This window comes from Streptomyces sp. TRM68416 (assembly GCF_014596915.1).
Classification (GTDB): Bacteria; Actinomycetota; Actinomycetes; order Streptomycetales; family Streptomycetaceae; genus Streptomyces.
Window position 1 is genome coordinate 161,747 of record NZ_JACVWU010000014.1, and the last position, 13,684, is coordinate 175,430.

The window sequence follows — 13,684 nt, forward strand, 5'->3', positions numbered from 1 at the left end:
TTGACCCTGGAGACTTCGTTGCGGACGGGACGGAAGGCCGGGGGGAACACCGTGGACGCACACGACGGGACAGCACAGGGCGAGCTGGCGGCACGGCTGCGCCTGATCCAGGAACTGTCCGGGCTCGGCGTCCGGGCCCTGGCGCGGGACACCGGACTGAGCTCCTCGTCGCTGTCGCGCTACCTCTCGGGGCAGACCGTGCCGCCCTGGCCCGCGGTGGTCGCCCTGTGCCGTCTCGTCAAGCGCGACCCGCGCCCGCTGCGTCCGCTGTGGGAGCGGACGTCGAACCCGCTGCCCGCGCCACCGAAGAGCAGCCGCCAGGTGCGCCCCGCGCCGCGCAACGACCTGCCGCGCGACGCCGCCGACTTCACCGGCCGCGAGAGCGAACTCGCCGCCGTCCTCGCCGCCGTGGACAGCCACCGCGCGGTCTCCGTGGACGGCATGGCGGGCGTCGGCAAGTCCTGTCTGGCCGTGCACGCCGCACACCGCCTCGCCGCCGACTTCCCCGACGCCCAGCTCTACGTCGACCTGCACGGCTTCACCGAGGGCCGACCCCCGCTGGACCCCGACTCGGCGCTGCGGATGCTGCTGGGCGCCCTGGACGTCCCCTCCGAGCGGGTCCCGCAGCAGGGCATCGAGCAGCTGTCCGCCTGCTGGCGTGCGGAGTTGGCCCGCCGCAAGGTCGTCGTGGTCCTCGACAACGCCGCCGACGCCGACCAGGTCCGCCCCCTGCTCCCCGGCGCCGGCCCTTCCGTCGCCCTGATCACCAGCCGCAACCGGCTGCTCGGCCTGGACGAGGTCCCCCCGGTCTCCCTCGACGTGCTCAGCCCCGAGGAGAGTGCCGAACTGCTGGCCCGGGCCAGCGGCGACCCGCGCGGCCCCGAGGGCAGGCTGGCCCGCGACCCGCACTCCGCGGCCGAGGTGCTGCGGCTGTGCGGCCACCTGCCGCTGGCGCTGCGGCTGGCCGCGGCACGGCTGCGGCACCGGCCGGGCTGGACGGTCGGCATCCTCGCCGAGCGACTGGCCCAGGGCGCGGGGGAGTTCGACACCGCGCTCGCCATGTCGGTCCGCCAGCTCAACCGGCCCCAGGCCCGCCTGTTCCGCCTGCTGGGTCTGCTGCCCGGCGCGTCGTTCGACGAGTACGTGGTGGCCGCGCTGGCCGACGTACCGCTGCACAACGCCCGGGACATGCTGGAGGACCTGCTCGACGCGCACCTCGTGCAGCAGCCCACGGCAGGCCGCTACCGGCTGCACGACCTGGTCCACCAGTACGCCCGCCGCACCGCTACCGAACAGGACGCGGCGGCCGACCGGGAACGCGCCCTGGGCCGGGTGCTGGACTACTACGTGCACGCGGCGGCCGCCGCCGACGCCGCGATGCCCTTCGTGTCACCCGGCCGGGCGGTCTCCGCGGGTCGGCCCCCCGCCCAACTGCCGCGCTTCCCCGACAAGAACGCCGCCTTCGGCTGGTTCGTCGCGGAGTACGCCAACCTCGTCGCGGCCTTCGAGACGGCGGCCGCCGTCGGGGCCGACGTGCACGTGTGCGAACTGCCGCGCTTCCTGCGGGCGTACTTCGCGCGCCGCTGCGGCACCACCCACCTCAACTTCCTCTTCGAGCGCTCCCTGGCCGCCGCCGAACGCCTGGGCGATCCGCGCCAACTGGCCGAGGTGCACAGCGATCTGGGCTTCGCCCGCTACAACGCGGGCCGGATGGCGGAGGCCGCCGCCGCATACGCCGCGGCCGAACTCCAGCTGTCCAAGGTGCCGGACGCCCACTCCGAGGCCGAACTGGCCATGCGGCGCGGCTACTTGAGCTGGGACGCCGGGCACACCGAGGAGCCGCTGGACTGCTTCCGGCTCGCCGGCAAGCTGTACGAACAGGCCGGCAGCCCGACCGACGCCGCTCACGCCGTAGCGGCCGAGGCCTGGACGATGCTCCAACTGGGACACCGCGAGGAGGCGGCGCAGCGGGCGAGGGAGGTGCTGGACATCCCGCACGGCGACCCCGCCTGGCCGCCCGCCCTGACGGCCCGCATCACCCTCGGCGTGGCCACCGCCCGCGAGGAGCCCGACACGGCCGCGGCACACCTGCACCGGGCGCTGGCCGTGGCCCGCGAGGACGGCCACCTGAACAACCAGGCCTGGTGCCTGAACTGCCTGGGCGTGGCGCTGCGCCACATGGGTCGCTACGAGGAGGCCCTGGCCAGCCACCGGGAAGCGTTCGCGCTGCTGGACGAGTTGTTCGAGGAACACTGGAAGATCCACTTCCTCAACGGGTACGCCGAGACCTGCCGCCTGGCGGGGCTGCCCGAGGAAGCCCTACGACTGCACCGGCAGGCCCTCGACATGGCCCCGGCCCTCGGCAACCGGCACGAGGAGGCGCTGGCCCACGAAGGCATCGCCACGCTTCTCGACGCCACGGACCCGGAGACGGCCGCCGCCCACCGCAGGGCGGGCGAGGCCGTCCTGCGGGAACTCGGTGGTTGACTGGCCGGTACCGCACCATTGGTCACGTGACCGACGGACTCCCGCTGGAGCAAGAGGACTTGACCAAGTAGCGTCGGATGTCATGCTTCCCCTTTGCACAGGTGGCCGACCGCCCCGCCCGGTGTCCCCGACATGATCGAAGCACCCTTCCGCGCCCACCACAGCCTGCTGTTCACCGTCGCCTACGAGATGCTCGGCTCCGCCACCGACGCCGAGGACGTCGTGCACGAGACCCGGCTGCGCTGGGCGGAGCTCGACAGCGCCGCCCGCGAGTCGGTCGAGGACCCGCGGGCCTACCTGCTCCGCACCGTCACCCGCGCCTGCCTCGACCGGCTGCGCGCCCTGACCCGGCGCCGCCGGGACTACGTTGGCACATGGCTCCCCGAACCCCTGCTGACCAGCCCCGACGTGGCCGAGGACAGCGAGCTCGCCGAGAACATGTCGTTCGCGACACTGACCGTCCTGGAGAGCCTGCACCCCACCGAGCGGGCGGTGTTCGTCCTGCGCGAGGTGTTCCGGACGCCCTACGACGAGATCGCGGCGGCGGTCGACCGAACACCCGCGGCCGTGCGGCAGATCGCCCGCCGGGCCCGCGACCACGTGGACGCGCGGCGACCGCGCACCCGGGCGAGCCGGGCCGAGCAGCAGGCCCTCGTGGAACGGTTCCTGACCGCGCTCCGCGACGGCGACCTGTGGGCCCTGCTGGATGTGCTCGCACCGGAGGTGGTCGCGGTGGCCGACGGCGGCGGCATCGTCACCGCCTTCCACCATCCGATCGAGGGCGTGGGCCTGGTGGCGCGCCTCCTCGTCCGTCCGGCCGACCGGAACGGCACCTTCGAACCGGTCTGGCTCAACGGGGCACCGGCCGTGCGCCACAACCTCGACGGCGTGCCGCACGGCGCCCTCGTCCCGGACATCGAGGACGGCCGCATCACCCGGATCTACGCCGTGCGCAACCCGCACAAGCTCTCCCGCCTGGACGAGGAGGCACCGATCAGCCGCTGAAGAGTCGGCGGCGGCTGGGTCAACTCAAGCCCATTGACCGCGCGTTCGGCTCCTCGAACGGAACCGGCCGGCCGGTGAACGCATCGACGACGATCCGGCCGCCGACCGGCTCCGCCAGCCGCACGACCACCTCCTCGGCCTCCAACGAAGCCGCACACGGGCCGTCCTGCGTGCCCCGCACGTACGCGGACAGCACCACACTGCCGCCCGTCTCCAGCACGTCCACGGCCGGTCCGTCGTCGCAGGACCCGTGGAGGGCCATCACGGTGACGGCGCGGCCGTCGTCCGCGACCTCGACCAGCCCGCCCAGCGAACGGAGTTCGCCCGTGGAGACGTCCTCGGCCGGTGCGACGGGGGTCTGCGGCAGCTTCGACGGCGTCACCGCGGCACGCTTCAGCGGAGTGTCGTAGCCGTCCAGGGTGAACAGCCACGCCGGGACGGTCGCGGGGCCGCGGCTGGTGGCCACCCGCATGGTGCCCAGCTCCGCTCCGGTCACCGTCAGCCGCGGCCCCGGGCCGCTGCTGCCGCGTTCCAAGGCGTCGTACGCGGTCCGGGCATCGGTGACCCTCATGACGCGCGAGCCGCCGCTCTCCCAGGTCACGCGCCCGTCGGCGGGGGGCGCGGCGGGCAGCTCCGCACGCAGGTCGAAGTTGCCGCTCACGTACGCGTTCCTGTCGGCCTTACCGCGCAGACCGCCTTCCGGTACCTGCGTCTGCTCACTCATCGGGTGGTAGCCCCTGTGCCACAGGTCGGCCGCCGCCGATCCGTCCCAGGCCTTGGCGACCTGACCGGCACGAGCCTTCCGCGCCGGCGCCGCGTCGGCATCCCCCCTCGGCCCGCTGCCACCACCGCCCTCACCGCCACAGCCTGCCGCGGTCCCCATCCCCACCCCGCACAGAACAAGCAGAGACAGCAGACGGACAGTGCGATGCGTGGTCGTGCGCATGGTTTCCCCCAGGACCGAGGAGCAGCAACGGAAGCTGCACCGTGGATGTCAAGCCGCGTCGCCACTGTGACGCGCCGACTCCTGGTTTCGTTCGGCCGATGCGGGGTGAGTCGCACGGAACGCGGCGACATTCCCCGCGACCCACTGGTGAAATCGTCTGGCAGGGGAGCCGGTGACCCGCGCCACCGTGTCCCGCACCTCCAGAAGCTCTGCGTTGACGTCTCCGCCGGTCAGATCGAGCACCGCGTCCGCGACCTCGTCTCCCAGGAACGCGGCCATGTCGCGGTGCGCCTCCGCACGGCTGACCTCGGCGAACGGCACCTCCCGCGCCAAGGCCGCGGCGATGGCCGCCACCTGCTGCCGGGCCGTCACCCGCTCCGGGCCGGTCAGGGCGTACGTCCGGCCTCGGTGACCGGGCTCCGTCAGTGCCACGCGCGCCACGGACGCGATGTCCGCGGGGTGGATCGTGGGCAGCGCGACGTCCGCGTACGGCACCCGGACCGGTTGACGCTCAAGGATGGACGGCGCCCACCACAGGGCGTTCGAGGCGAACTGCGTCGGCCGCAGAATCGTCCAGTCCATGCCGCTGCCCCGGAGGAGCCGCTCGACGGCCAGCTTCTCAGCGGCGGGGCCGAGGTGCGGATGGGTCTGAACGGTAATGGACGACACCAGCGCCACGTGCTCCACCCCGGCCTGCCGAGCGGCGGCGAGGACGTCGGCATCCGCTCCCATGCCCGAGACGAGGAACAGCGAGCGAACCCCGTCCAGAGCCGGCTTGAGCGAAGCGGCGTCGGCGAGGTCACCCTCGACTGCCTCGACTCCCGCGGGGAATGAAGCCCGCCCGGCGTCACGCGTGAGACCCCGCACGGGCCCGTCCTTGCGCGCGTGCAGCTCCCGCAGCAAAGCGCTTCCTGTGTTCCCGGTGGCCCCAGTCACGAGAATCATGAGCACGTTCTCCCGCCCCTTGGTGATCAGCTGAGGGCCACGCTAAGAGCTCAATCACGCTTGAGGTCAAGGAGAGTCCGGACGGCATGGCGGACGCGGTGCCCGCCTCCGGCGACGGGACGGGCACCGCGCACGGGTCCGGCCGCGGGCTGTCAGCGGGCGCCGGTCCAGTTGTGGGCGACGTCCAGGACGATGCGGTCGGTCAGGACGAGCACGCGGAAGGGCAGGCGTGCGCGGACCCCGAGTCCGACGAGCGTCTCCCCTTCGAAGCTGCCGGCGAACCGGGTGTCCCGGAAGGTGCGGTAGCCGGTGAGGTCCACCCCCGGCAAGGGCCGGTTCACCCGCCCGGGATACGTGGGCAGGCCGGTGGCGGGATCGTAGGCGGGCGCGGCCGCGCGGACCTCCAGGACGGCTCCGCCGGCGACGGGTATGAGCCGTCCCGAACCGTCCTGGCGCAGCTCCTTGACGTACCTGACGGAGTAGCCGAGGGCGCTGCGGCCCGCGCCCGGGACGTCGACGACCATCCGGTCGTAGCAGGCGTGGCGGCCGGTCCTGATGTTCGTCACCGGCTTGGCCGTGGAGGTGGCCCGGACCTCGGCCAGGCTGCCCCAGCCGGTCGGGCACGCGGTGGTCTGAGCGGTGGCGCCCGAGGCGGTCGCGGCCGGCAGGACCGGCACCGCCAGGGCCGCTGTGACAGCGACTGCCACCCAGGTCTTTCTGAAGCTTCGCATGGCGTCCCCCGCCGTGTGCGTAGTGCTGTTATCAGGGGAGACATCCGTGTTACGGAAAAGGTTGCAGTACGTCCAAAAACTTCCGATCCGGAGCGGCTCAGGTCGGAGTCCGGGCCGTACTCAGGCCCCCCGGATGATTGCTCGACGTGCGACCGGGTACGCGAGCAGGACCGCGACCGGGGCGATCTTGTCCCGGGAGGCGGGCCGTACGACCGCCGCTACCAGGGGATGTGTCATGGAGACACCCGCGAACGACCACACCGCCACACCGGCCCGGCGGGCGCTGGACGCGCTGGCCGACAACAACGAGGACCGCGGGGCGCTGGAGGCGCTCGCCGGCAGTGACGTGCTGGTGCCCGTGCCCGACGACGCCGGTGACGGGGACGCCGCCGATCCCGGTGCCGTGGCGCTGCCCGTGATCGAGCGGCCCGACGGGGATCCCGTGGTGCCCGTGTTCACCTCGGAGCCCGCGATGGCCGAACTGCTGCCCTTCGTCGGCCGCTACCGGCTGGTCCCGCTGGGGGCGCTGGCCTCGCAGTGGCCCGCCGACGAGCTGTCGCTCACCATCGACGCCGGTTCGCCGCACCCGCTCACGCTGACCTCCGAGGGGGTACGCACCCTGCTGGCCCGGCCGCGGGGCTGACCCCGTCGCCCGTACGGGCGGTAGCGTTCCGGCATGACCTCACCGCCGCCCCGGTTTCCGCCGTATCCGATCCGTGGTGTCCGTATGCGGCACCAGAAGCAGAACTGCGCGCCGCACTTCGCGGAGATAGAAGTGGACTTCGAGCCCGCGGCCGAAGGTTTCGTCTTCGAGGTGACCCCGGGCCTGACGGTGAACTACGAACCCGCCGAGGACCTGCCCCGCTTCTTCTCGGCCGTGGCGCAGGGCATCGAGGAGCAGTTGAGCCCACGCGGGCACGAGGCCGTGATCGCCACTCGGGTGGTGCTGCGAGACTGCCGCGCCGAGACGTTCGGTTCCCATGAACTGGCGTTCAGGATCGCGGGCTGTGTGGCCGCCCGCACGGCCTGGGAGCGGGCGTTCCCCGCGGCGGGCCCGACCACCGATGGCGTACGGAGGGGGAGCAGTCGGGCCCGGGGTGCGGACGTGCTCCCGCTGCCGCACCCGGACGCACGCGCGGCGGGGGTGAGCAGCACCGACCCAGCTCAGTCCGACGTCCGCGGGCGCCGTGGCCGACGATAGGACCGAGGCCTGCCCCTGTCGCTCCCCGATGCGCGGGGGATGTCCGCAAAGCGCGGCGGATCAGCAGGCTCAGGCGGTCGCGCGCAGTGTCTGGGACGGCGTCTCGCCGAACCGCTCGCGGTAGCGCCGCGCGAAGCGGCCCAGATGGGCGAAGCCCCACTGGTAGGCCACGTCTGCCACGGTCGTGGAGCCGGGGGAGGAGACCCGCAGCTGTCCGTGGACGCGTTGCAGACGGACCTCGTTGACGTACGCCATCGGCGGCAGCCCGACGTGCCTGCGGAAGGCCTCCTGCAGCGTACGCACACTCACCTGGCCGATCGCCGCGAGCCGGGTCGCGTCGTACGGCTCGGCGGGCAGATCCTGTACCGCGTCCATGACCCGCTTGACGGAGGCCGGTCGCATCGGCGGCGCAGGGGCCTCCAGCTCCTCGCGGCAGGAGTGGTCCGCGGCCAGCAACAGCCCTTCGAGCAGCGTCTGTTCGAGCCGTCCCCGGATGATCGGCCGGCGCAGCAGCCCGTGGGCGACGTCCCTCTCCAGCAGGCTCCAGACCGCCAGCTGGGACCAGCTGCGGCCGGGGCCCTGGCTGACGTCGATGAAGGGCCGGAAGACGGGCGGGCGGCGCACCGGCCTGCCCAGCAGGCTCTCCAGCGCGTGCAGCACGGCCAGTTTGTCGATCTTCACGGTGATCGAGTGGCAGTCCGGAGACCAGGCGTCGATACGTATGTCGCATCCCGGGTCGAAGAAGACCGCGCGCCGTGGGGTGGCGAACACCGGGGCGTCACTGCCCTGTTGGACGCTGAAGCTGCCCGCCAGCGGTACCGCCACGTGGTAGACGCCCGGTTCGCCGAAACTCATCCGCATCTCGGTGCCGAAGCTGACGTCGCCCACGGTCAGAGAGCCGAGGTCGACCACGTTGAGACGGGCGGCGAACTCCGCCGAGGGGCCGGTGACTTCGAGGTGCAGGTCGTAGTAGTGGGCCGCGATCGCGGTGTGGGTCTCGTCCACGTCGCGCGTCGTGTACGTGTTGAACCCGGCGGTCCCGGCCTCGTCGACGGCCACGGCCATGTCTCTCCGTCCCTGCTGGGCGCTCTCGCCCCGGATGGCTTGTCCGGGGTTGAGAATGCCCAGGGGGTGACGGTTTCGAACAGGTGCGAAACGGGTCGCGTCAGTCGGCGAGCATACGGGCCAGCACCTGCCGCTGCAGGGGCAGCACCTCGGCGTGCAGCTCGCGCCCCTTGCGGGTGAGGGCGACCCGGACGCCGCGTCGGTCCTCCGCGCAGACCGACCGCTCCACCAGGCCGTCCTTCTCCAGCCGGCCGATGAGGCGGGAGAGCGCACTCTGGCTGAGATGCACCCGTTCGACGAGGTTCTGCACCCGGCACCGGTCGCCGTGCTCGGGCGGCTCGGCGGCGAGGACGTCGAGTACCTCGAAGTCGCTGGCGCCCAGCCCGTACGGGTGCAGCACGCGGTCGATCTCGCACATCGTCCGCGCGTGCACCGCCAGAATGCCCCGCCACCGCTCTTCGAGGGCCGCCTCGGACGTCTTCACTGCCATACCTGCACGGTAGCACCGATCCGGCCAATTGTTGAGTATGCAACTAGTGCATGTGCAAGTGGCCGGTGTGCCGGTTCACGCGGGCGGGTCCTGGGTGATCCCGACCAGGTTGCCGTCGGCGTCCTTCACGAAGGCGATCAGCTTGCCGCCGCCGACGTCCTGGACGTCCTGAAGGGGTTCGGCGCCGGCTGCCAGCAGCGCCGCGAGGGTCTCCCGGATGTCGGCCACGTGCCAGTAGGGGACCGGCCCGGTCATGCCCCGCGCGTGCCCGTTGGGGTCGAGGCCGACGTCCTGGCCCGCGTCCTTGAAACCGACGTAGTAGGGCTCGTCCGCGTACGGCTCGGTGCCCAGCAGGGCGGTGAACAGGGCCTTCGCCCGGTCGAGGTCCTTGACGGGGTAGATGATCGTCTTCAGGCCGTCGGTCATGGCGTACTCCTTGCGTGAGGTGGGGATCCCGACGGGATGCGCCGGTGGTCTCACGCTAGGACGGGGGAGCCGTTCCCGCTTCTCCGATCCTGACCGGTCCCGGGACCGGTCCGCCCGGCGCCCCCTCGTGCCGAGCCGCCGCGACGGCTGCGTCTACGTCTACGTCGACTCGCGCTTCACCAGCTCCGTCGGCAGGATCACCGCCGCCGGGTCCTCGCCGCCTATCTGCGCCAGCAGCACCCGCACCATCTCGGAGCTGATCCGGTCCCAGGGCTGGCGGATGGTGGTCAGCTCGGGGCGGGCGGCGAGCGCGGCGGGCGAGTCGTCGAACCCGCCGACCGCCACGTCCTGCGGCACCCGCCGCCCGGCCCGCTCCAGAGCCGTCAGCACCCCCTGCGCCATCAGGTCGGAGGCGACGAACACGGCGTCCACGTCCGGCGCCCGCGCCAGCAGCCGCTCGCCGCCCGCCTCGCCGCTGGCCCGGCTGTAGTCACCGGAGACGATCAGCCGCTCGTCGAGCGCGACGCCCGCCTCGGCGAGCACCTCCTTGTAGCCGGCCAGCCGCTCGACGCCGCCCGGGGTGTCCAGCGGACCGGTGACCACACCGATCCGGCGCCGGCCGAGCGAGAGCAGGTGGCGCACCATGTCCCGGGCGCCGTCCCGGTCGTCCGCCGCCACGTAACTCACCTTGGAACCCAGGCCGATCGGCTTGCCGCACGCGACCAGCGGCACGCCCGCCTCGCGCAGCTCCTCGGCCACCGGGTCTCCGGAGTGACTGGAGACCAGCAGCACCCCGTCGACATGGCCGGCGGTGATGTACCGCGTGATGCGCCGGCGTTCGGCCTCGGTGCCGGCCAGCATCAGCAGCAGGGGGATGTCGTGCGCGGCCAGCGCCTGCGTGCAACCGCGCAGCAGGACGTTGAAGTTGGGGTCCTCGAAGAACCTCTCCTGCGGCTCGGTCAGCAGAAAGCCGACCGAGTCCGACTTGCCGGTGATCAGCGAGCGGGCGTGCCGGTTCACCACGTAACCGGTCTTGCGGATGGCGGCGTTGACCGCCTCCTGGGCCGCCGGGCTGACGTAGTGCCCGCCGTTGAGCACCCGCGAGACGGTGCCCCGCGAGACACCGGCCTCCCGGGCCACGTCGTGGATCGTCGGCGGTCTGCGCCGGCCCCCCGTATTGCTCATGGTCATGACTTTACGGCCCCGGACAGCAGATCGAGGCTCCAGAACCGCTGGACGACCAGGAAGAGCGCGATGAGCGGGAAGATCGCCAGGAACGCGCCGGTGATCACCAGCGTGTACAACGCCGGAGCGTTGGCGCCCTGTTCGAGGAGTGTGTACAGACCGAGCGTGATCGGGAACTTCTCGTCGTCGCTGAGCATGATGTACGGCAGCAGGAAGTTGTTCCACACGGCCACGAACTGGAACAGGAACACCGTCACCAGACCGGGCACCATCATCGGCAGCGCGACCCGGGTGAAGATCCGCCACTCGCTCGCGCCGTCCATGCGTCCGGCCTCCACCACGTCGGCGGGCACGGCCGCGCTCGCGTAGATGCGCGCGAGGTAGACGCCGTAGGGCGACAGGATCTGTGGCAGCAGCACCGACAGGTAGGAGTCCGTCAGGTCCACCTCGGCCAGCAGCAGGTACTGCGGGACGGCGAGGATGACCGGCGGCATCAGGACACCCGCCAGCAGGACGTTGAAGAACGTCTCCCGGCCGCGGAAGCGGTAGACCGCCAGCGCGTAGCCGCTGCACGCCGAGACGATGGTGGACAGCAGGGCGCCGAGACCGGCGTACAGGGCGGAGTTGCCCATCCACTGCCAGTACACGCCGTCGCGGTAGGCGTTGAGGTCCGCGAGGTTCTCGGTGAGGCCCGTGCCCGGCAGGAAGGTGAAGGTGGAGAACAGCTCGCTGCCCGACTTGGTGGACGCGATCACCACCCAGGCCACGGGCAGCAGCGTGTACAGCGCGCCGATCAGCAGCGCGATCGTCGGCACCAGGGCGATCCGGCCGCGCAGCGGCGGGCCCTGGGCGGTGCCGGGCGTGGTGCCGGTTGCCGGGTCGGCCGTGCGGACGGCAAGAGAACTCATCGTGCTGCCTCCTGCTTCTGACGACGGTTCGCGGCCCGCAGGAAGCCGAAGGACAGCACCAGCGTGGCGACGGCGATGATCACGGCCTGGGCGGCGGCCGCGTGGATGTCACCGTTGCCGAAGGCGTCCTGGTACACCTTCATCAGCGGACTCCAGGTCGTGGAGACGGAGTTGGTGAGCGGCTTCAGCGTGGTCGGCTCGTTGAACACCTGGAGCGTGGCGATGATCGAGAAGAAGAAGGTCAGCACCAGCGAGGGCGCCACCATCGGGATCTTGATCTTCCATGCGATCTGGAGCGGGGTGGCGCCGTCCAGCTTCGCCGCCTCGTACACCTCGGCCGGGATGGCCTGGAGCGAGGTGTAGATGACGATCATGTTGAAGCCGGTGCCGCCCCAGACCGCGATGTTCGACAGGGCGAGATAGAGCGGGCCGCCGTCCAGCAGGTCCGGCTGCGGCAGGCCCAGCCTGTCGAGCACGAAGTAGAACGGGCTGACGTCCGGCAGGTACAGAAAGCCCCACAGCAGCGCCGCCACCACGCCGGGAATGGCGTAGGGGAGGAAGATCGCGAGCCGGGTGAAGGGGGCGAGGCGCACCTTGTCGGAGTCGAGCATCAGCGCGAACAGCAGGGCCAGGCCCAGCATCACCGGCACCACGATGCAGCCGTAGCCGAGCACCCGCAGCGCGCCGTCGACCAGCTCGCTGTCGGAGAGCGCGTCGGCATAGTTCTCGAAGCCGGCCCACACCTCCGAGCGGGCGCCGGAGCCCAGGCCGAGACCGGAGACCTTCACCTTGCGGAAGCTGAGCCAGACCGCGTACCCGATGGGCAGCGCGAAAAACAGGACGAACAGGATCGTCGCGGGGAGGAGGAAGGCGTACGGGGCCCCCTTGACCCCGTACGACCTCCGGCGTGCGGCGGTTTTCACTCCGCGACCTCGAAGCCCTGCTTCTTCATGTCGGCGACGGTGTCGTCCTGCATCTTCTTCAGGGCGGCGACGAAGTCCGACTTGTTCTTGGCGGCGGCGCCGAACGCGTCCTTGAAGGTCGTGTAGGCGACGTTCACGTTCGGGCCCCAGGCGGACGGGGCGGTGGTCTTCGCGATCTCGGCGGCCTGTGTGTAGAAGTCGGCCTGGTTCGAGAAGTACTCCGGCGGGGCGGCGAACGCGCCGGAGGTCTGGGCGTTGGTGGCGGCCGGGTAGATGCCGCTCTCCTTGGCCAGCGCCTGCAGGGCGGCGTCGTCGGTGTTCAGCCAGGCGGCGAACCTGGCGGCGGCGGCCTGGTGCCTGGAGTCCGTGGTGACGGCGGTGGAGGAGCCGCCCCAGCTGCCGGTGGCGTTCTCGCCCTCGGACCACTGGGGGAGCGGGGCCATGGCCCACTTGCCCTTGGTGTCGGGCGCGGCCGTGGTCAGGGTGCCCGGCGCCCACACGGCGGAGACCCAGGCGATCTGCTTGCCGGTGTTGAGCGCCTTGTTCCAGGCCGGGGTGTACATCGGCTGGTTGTCGATGGCGCCCTCCTTGACGAGGTCGCCCCAGAACGTGGCGACCTTCCGGGTGGCCGCGTCGTCGATGGCGACCTTCCAGCTGTCGCCCTCGGTGGTCCACCACCGGGCGCCGGCCTGCTGGGCCAGGCCCGCGAAGAGCCCGGAGTCGTTGGCGGAGAACGTCGTCAGGTCGGTGCCGGGGGCCGCCTTCTTCAGCTTCCGGGCGGTCTCGGCGAACTCGTCCCAGGTCTTGGGGACGTCCAGCTCGTACTTCTTGAACAGGTCCTCGCGGTAGTAGAACATCATCGGGCCGATGTCCTGGGGGATCGCGTAGACCGCGTCCGTGCCCAGCGTCGTCTGCTGCCACACACCGTCGGCGAACTTGCTCTTGGCGTCCACTGCGTCCCGGGAGATGTCCGCGAGCGCGTCATTGCTGACCAGGGTCGGCAGCGCCTGGTACTCGGCCTGGACCAGGTCGGGGGCCTTGCCGGCCTTGTGCGCGGTGAGGATCTTGGTGACCAGCGTGTCGCCGGACGCCTGCTTCTTCACCGTGACGGTGATCCGGTCCTTCTTGCCCGGACCCTCGTTCCACAGCTCGACGACCTTGTCCATGCCGGGCGTCCAGGTCCAGTACGTCAGCGAGACCGGACCGGATTCCGCCTCGGCGTCGTCGTCCGACGAACCGCAAGCGGCGAGGGCGGTGGCGCCGAGGGCCACGGCGACGGACGCGGCTGCCGCCTTGAAGAGCCGCCGACGCATCGTGTTGGGCATGGATTTCTCCCCTGACCTGGGGTTCCCGCCTGCTGCGAGAACCTGCC

14 protein-coding genes are annotated in these 13,684 nt (G+C 71.6%); 4 read left to right on the plus strand and 10 right to left on the minus strand.

Annotation, left to right across the window (positions count from 1 at the left end; translation table 11 throughout):
* The first annotated feature begins 51 nt into the window (after positions 1 to 51).
* Both ICC28_RS22860 and sigJ read left to right on the plus strand, forming a co-directional pair.
* Entirely contained in the window at positions 52 to 2,487 is a 2,436-nt protein-coding gene (locus ICC28_RS22860; RefSeq protein WP_317454066.1) for a tetratricopeptide repeat protein, read from the plus strand.
* A gap of 132 nt (positions 2,488 to 2,619) precedes the next feature.
* On the plus strand, positions 2,620 to 3,492 hold the full coding sequence (gene sigJ / locus ICC28_RS22865; RefSeq protein WP_188290540.1) for an RNA polymerase sigma factor SigJ: 873 nt from the start codon (positions 2,620 to 2,622) through the stop codon (positions 3,490 to 3,492).
* Positions 3,493 to 3,511: 19 nt separating this feature from the next.
* Here the strand turns inward: sigJ and ICC28_RS22870 are convergent, their stop codons facing one another.
* From ICC28_RS22870 to ICC28_RS22880, 3 genes are all read right to left on the minus strand, one after another.
* Positions 3,512 to 4,216 (minus strand): hypothetical protein, encoded by a 705-nt coding sequence (locus ICC28_RS22870; RefSeq protein WP_223189275.1) that lies wholly within the window; start codon positions 4,214 to 4,216, stop codon positions 3,512 to 3,514.
* A 270-nt stretch (positions 4,217 to 4,486) separates the two neighbouring features.
* The gene (locus tag ICC28_RS22875) at positions 4,487 to 5,383 is read right to left on the minus strand and encodes an SDR family oxidoreductase (RefSeq protein ID WP_188290542.1); all 897 of its coding nucleotides are present in this window, start codon (positions 5,381 to 5,383) and stop codon (positions 4,487 to 4,489) included.
* Positions 5,384 to 5,535: 152 nt separating this feature from the next.
* Positions 5,536 to 6,114, minus strand: a complete 579-nt coding sequence (locus tag ICC28_RS22880; protein ID WP_188290543.1) for a hypothetical protein — start codon at positions 6,112 to 6,114, stop codon at positions 5,536 to 5,538.
* A 235-nt stretch (positions 6,115 to 6,349) separates the two neighbouring features.
* Here ICC28_RS22880 and ICC28_RS22885 point away from each other — a divergent pair, with 235 nt between their 5' ends.
* Complete coding sequence (locus ICC28_RS22885) at positions 6,350 to 6,757, plus strand: SseB family protein (RefSeq protein WP_188290544.1); 408 nt, start codon at positions 6,350 to 6,352, stop codon at positions 6,755 to 6,757.
* A 33-nt stretch (positions 6,758 to 6,790) separates the two neighbouring features.
* Positions 6,791 to 7,315: a hypothetical protein gene (locus ICC28_RS22890; RefSeq protein ID WP_188290545.1), complete on the plus strand. Its 525-nt coding sequence runs from the start codon at positions 6,791 to 6,793 to the stop codon at positions 7,313 to 7,315.
* A gap of 69 nt (positions 7,316 to 7,384) precedes the next feature.
* Here ICC28_RS22890 and ICC28_RS22895 read toward each other — a convergent pair whose 3' ends face one another.
* From ICC28_RS22895 to ICC28_RS22925, 7 genes are all read right to left on the minus strand, one after another.
* The gene (locus tag ICC28_RS22895; RefSeq protein WP_223189276.1) at positions 7,385 to 8,380 is read right to left on the minus strand and encodes an AraC family transcriptional regulator; all 996 of its coding nucleotides are present in this window, start codon (positions 8,378 to 8,380) and stop codon (positions 7,385 to 7,387) included.
* Positions 8,381 to 8,480: 100 nt separating this feature from the next.
* On the minus strand, positions 8,481 to 8,870 hold the full coding sequence (locus ICC28_RS22900) for a MarR family winged helix-turn-helix transcriptional regulator (RefSeq protein WP_188290546.1): 390 nt from the start codon (positions 8,868 to 8,870) through the stop codon (positions 8,481 to 8,483).
* 75 nt (positions 8,871 to 8,945) lie between these two features.
* Complete coding sequence (locus ICC28_RS22905; protein ID WP_188290547.1) at positions 8,946 to 9,296, minus strand: VOC family protein; 351 nt, start codon at positions 9,294 to 9,296, stop codon at positions 8,946 to 8,948.
* Positions 9,297 to 9,455: 159 nt separating this feature from the next.
* Positions 9,456 to 10,487, minus strand: a complete 1,032-nt coding sequence (locus ICC28_RS22910) for a LacI family DNA-binding transcriptional regulator (RefSeq protein WP_188290548.1) — start codon at positions 10,485 to 10,487, stop codon at positions 9,456 to 9,458.
* Positions 10,484 to 11,389, minus strand: a complete 906-nt coding sequence (locus tag ICC28_RS22915) for a carbohydrate ABC transporter permease (protein WP_188290549.1) — start codon at positions 11,387 to 11,389, stop codon at positions 10,484 to 10,486. The genes ICC28_RS22910 and ICC28_RS22915 overlap by 4 nt, the downstream gene beginning before the upstream one ends.
* Positions 11,386 to 12,312, minus strand: a complete 927-nt coding sequence (locus tag ICC28_RS22920) for a carbohydrate ABC transporter permease (RefSeq protein ID WP_188290550.1) — start codon at positions 12,310 to 12,312, stop codon at positions 11,386 to 11,388. The genes ICC28_RS22915 and ICC28_RS22920 overlap by 4 nt, the downstream gene beginning before the upstream one ends.
* Positions 12,309 to 13,637, minus strand: a complete 1,329-nt coding sequence (locus ICC28_RS22925) for an ABC transporter substrate-binding protein (protein WP_188290551.1) — start codon at positions 13,635 to 13,637, stop codon at positions 12,309 to 12,311. The genes ICC28_RS22920 and ICC28_RS22925 overlap by 4 nt, the downstream gene beginning before the upstream one ends.
* Positions 13,638 to 13,684 lie beyond the last annotated feature (47 nt).

What these genes read in the sequence shown, in the direction of transcription:
- sigJ (WP_188290540.1), top strand. Translation starts at nt 2,620, where the DNA reads ATGATCGAAGCACCCTTCCGCGCCCACCACAGCCTGCTGTTCACCGTC.
- ICC28_RS22870 (WP_223189275.1), bottom strand. Translation starts at nt 4,216, where the DNA reads ATGAGTGAGCAGACGCAGGTACCGGAAGGCGGTCTGCGCGGTAAGGCC.
- ICC28_RS22875 (WP_188290542.1), bottom strand. Translation starts at nt 5,383, where the DNA reads ATGATTCTCGTGACTGGGGCCACCGGGAACACAGGAAGCGCTTTGCTG.
- ICC28_RS22880 (WP_188290543.1), bottom strand. Translation starts at nt 6,114, where the DNA reads ATGCGAAGCTTCAGAAAGACCTGGGTGGCAGTCGCTGTCACAGCGGCC.
- ICC28_RS22885 (WP_188290544.1), top strand. Translation starts at nt 6,350, where the DNA reads ATGGAGACACCCGCGAACGACCACACCGCCACACCGGCCCGGCGGGCG.
- ICC28_RS22890 (WP_188290545.1), top strand. Translation starts at nt 6,791, where the DNA reads ATGACCTCACCGCCGCCCCGGTTTCCGCCGTATCCGATCCGTGGTGTC.
- ICC28_RS22895 (WP_223189276.1), bottom strand. Translation starts at nt 8,380, where the DNA reads ATGGCCGTGGCCGTCGACGAGGCCGGGACCGCCGGGTTCAACACGTAC.
- ICC28_RS22900 (WP_188290546.1), bottom strand. Translation starts at nt 8,870, where the DNA reads ATGGCAGTGAAGACGTCCGAGGCGGCCCTCGAAGAGCGGTGGCGGGGC.
- ICC28_RS22905 (WP_188290547.1), bottom strand. Translation starts at nt 9,296, where the DNA reads ATGACCGACGGCCTGAAGACGATCATCTACCCCGTCAAGGACCTCGAC.
- ICC28_RS22910 (WP_188290548.1), bottom strand. Translation starts at nt 10,487, where the DNA reads ATGACCATGAGCAATACGGGGGGCCGGCGCAGACCGCCGACGATCCAC.
- ICC28_RS22915 (WP_188290549.1), bottom strand. Translation starts at nt 11,389, where the DNA reads ATGAGTTCTCTTGCCGTCCGCACGGCCGACCCGGCAACCGGCACCACG.
- ICC28_RS22925 (WP_188290551.1), bottom strand. Translation starts at nt 13,637, where the DNA reads ATGCCCAACACGATGCGTCGGCGGCTCTTCAAGGCGGCAGCCGCGTCC.